Annotated in this window: 1 protein-coding gene; it reads left to right on the top strand. The window is 64.2% G+C overall.

Annotated elements, in window-relative coordinates:
• The first annotated feature begins 193 nt into the window (after nt 1-193).
• Nucleotides 194-1639 (top strand): IS4 family transposase, encoded by a 1446-nt coding sequence (locus NKH36_RS34615; protein ID WP_352966295.1) that lies wholly within the window; start codon nt 194-196, stop codon nt 1637-1639.
• Nucleotides 1640-1731: the final 92 nt, after the last annotated feature.

The raw sequence follows: 1731 nt of genomic DNA, 5'->3' as shown, positions 1-1731 counted from the left end.
GCCCGAGGACGGCGTCATCTGGGTGTACGGCGCCAATGATGACGACGGGATCTTGGCATTCACCGATGAAGGCATCGAGGAGGTCGTACGCCTCCGGCGAGGCTTCCGATTACCCACATCGTCGGCGGGCCTATTGCCCCGTATGAATCTGCCGTGATTCTGTCCGTGACGCCGAATCACGGAGGCGTCACGGATGCGAGACAAGAACGGCAGCAGCGAAGCCGCTTGGCAGGAGGAAGAGCTTTCTGCGGCGGCCCTTCCCGACAAGCGTCTGGCCCGTCGGCTGCGACGGTTGCTGGATCAGATGTCAGCTGCGCCGGGCAAGCCAATCCCGGCGGCCTGCGGCGACTGGGCGGCGGCGAAGGCGGCCTACCGCTTCTTTGACAACCCGCGTGTGACCGAACATAGCGTTCTGGCCGGCCATTTCGCCGCGACCGCGGCGCGCATTGCGGCGAGCGAAGGTCCGATCCTTATCCTGCAGGACACGACCGAATTTATCTACAGCCGCGCGCAGCCGGGCAAAATCGGCTTCACCAAGACCATCAACGCCGGGCGCTACAAGGCCGGGCAGCCCAACGTGCTGACTTTGTGCGGGGTGCTGATGCATTCGAGCCTGGCCGTCACCCTCACCGGCACACCCCTCGGTCTGACGGCGGTGAAGTTCTGGACACGAACGAAATTCAAGGGAACGCTCGCGCTCAAGCGGCACATCAATCCCACGCGCGTGCCGATCGAGACGAAGGAGAGCTACCGCTGGCTGGAGAACCTGCGCCAGTCCATCGCGCTCGTTGGCGCAGCCGAGCGCTGCGTGCATGTTGGTGACCGAGAGAGCGACATCTACGAGCTCTATTGCACCGCGCAGGACCTTGGCACCAGCTTCCTCGTGCGGGTGCAGACGAACAGGCTGGCCGAGCGGCCTGCCGATGCTGTCCCGCACGATCCTGCTCATCGCGTCTTCGCCCAACTTGCGGCGGCGCCTTGGGCAGGACGTCATCGCATTACGGTCGATCAGGACGAGACGACCTGCCTGCAGGTGAAGTTCGCCGCCATCAGAACCTTGCCGCCCGTGGGCAAGCAGAAGCGCTACAGTCCGCAGGTTCTGACTTACATCCACGCCCTCGAAGAGGATCCGCCGCCCGGCCGCGAGCCGATCGACTGGAAGCTGGTGACCAACTTGCCGGTCGGCGATCTCTCCGCGGCGGTTGAGAAGCTCGGCTGGTATGCCCTGCGCTGGAAGGCGGAGGTGTTCCATAAGGTCATGAAGTCCGGCTGCCGTGCCGAGGAGGCGAGGCTCGAGACCGCCGAGAGGCTGGCGAAGTTCCTCGCTCTCATCGCGGTGGTCAGCTGGCGCATATTCTTCGTCACAATGTCGGCGCGCGCCAAGCCAGACGCCGCGCCCGACAGCGTTCTCACCTTCGCCGAGATCACTGCGCTCAACCGGATCGACGCGTCCCGAACGCGGCCACGCCTCCAACGGCCCACGCTCGCCGCTTACCTACTGCAAATCGCCATGCTTGGCGGCTATCTCGCCCGCAAACATGATCCGCCTCCCGGCAACATGGTCGTCTGGCGCGGCATGACCCGCTTGCACGATATCGCCTTCGGCATCTCCATTGGGTCAAGCCGACGATGTGGGTAATCGGAAGCCGGCGAGGGCCGCCTTGCGCGAGCAAGTTACGATAGCGAGGCTGCGCTCTTAAGGTCGTCCTTACGAGCGTAGTTAGCAGCACA

The organism is Mesorhizobium sp. M1312, assembly GCF_040318115.1.
In the GTDB taxonomy this organism is placed as follows: Bacteria; Pseudomonadota; Alphaproteobacteria; order Rhizobiales; family Rhizobiaceae; genus Mesorhizobium.
This window is presented reverse-complemented; position numbering and strand designations above follow the sequence as displayed.

What these genes read in the sequence shown, in the direction of transcription:
- NKH36_RS34615 (WP_352966295.1), top strand. Translation starts at nt 194, where the DNA reads ATGCGAGACAAGAACGGCAGCAGCGAAGCCGCTTGGCAGGAGGAAGAG.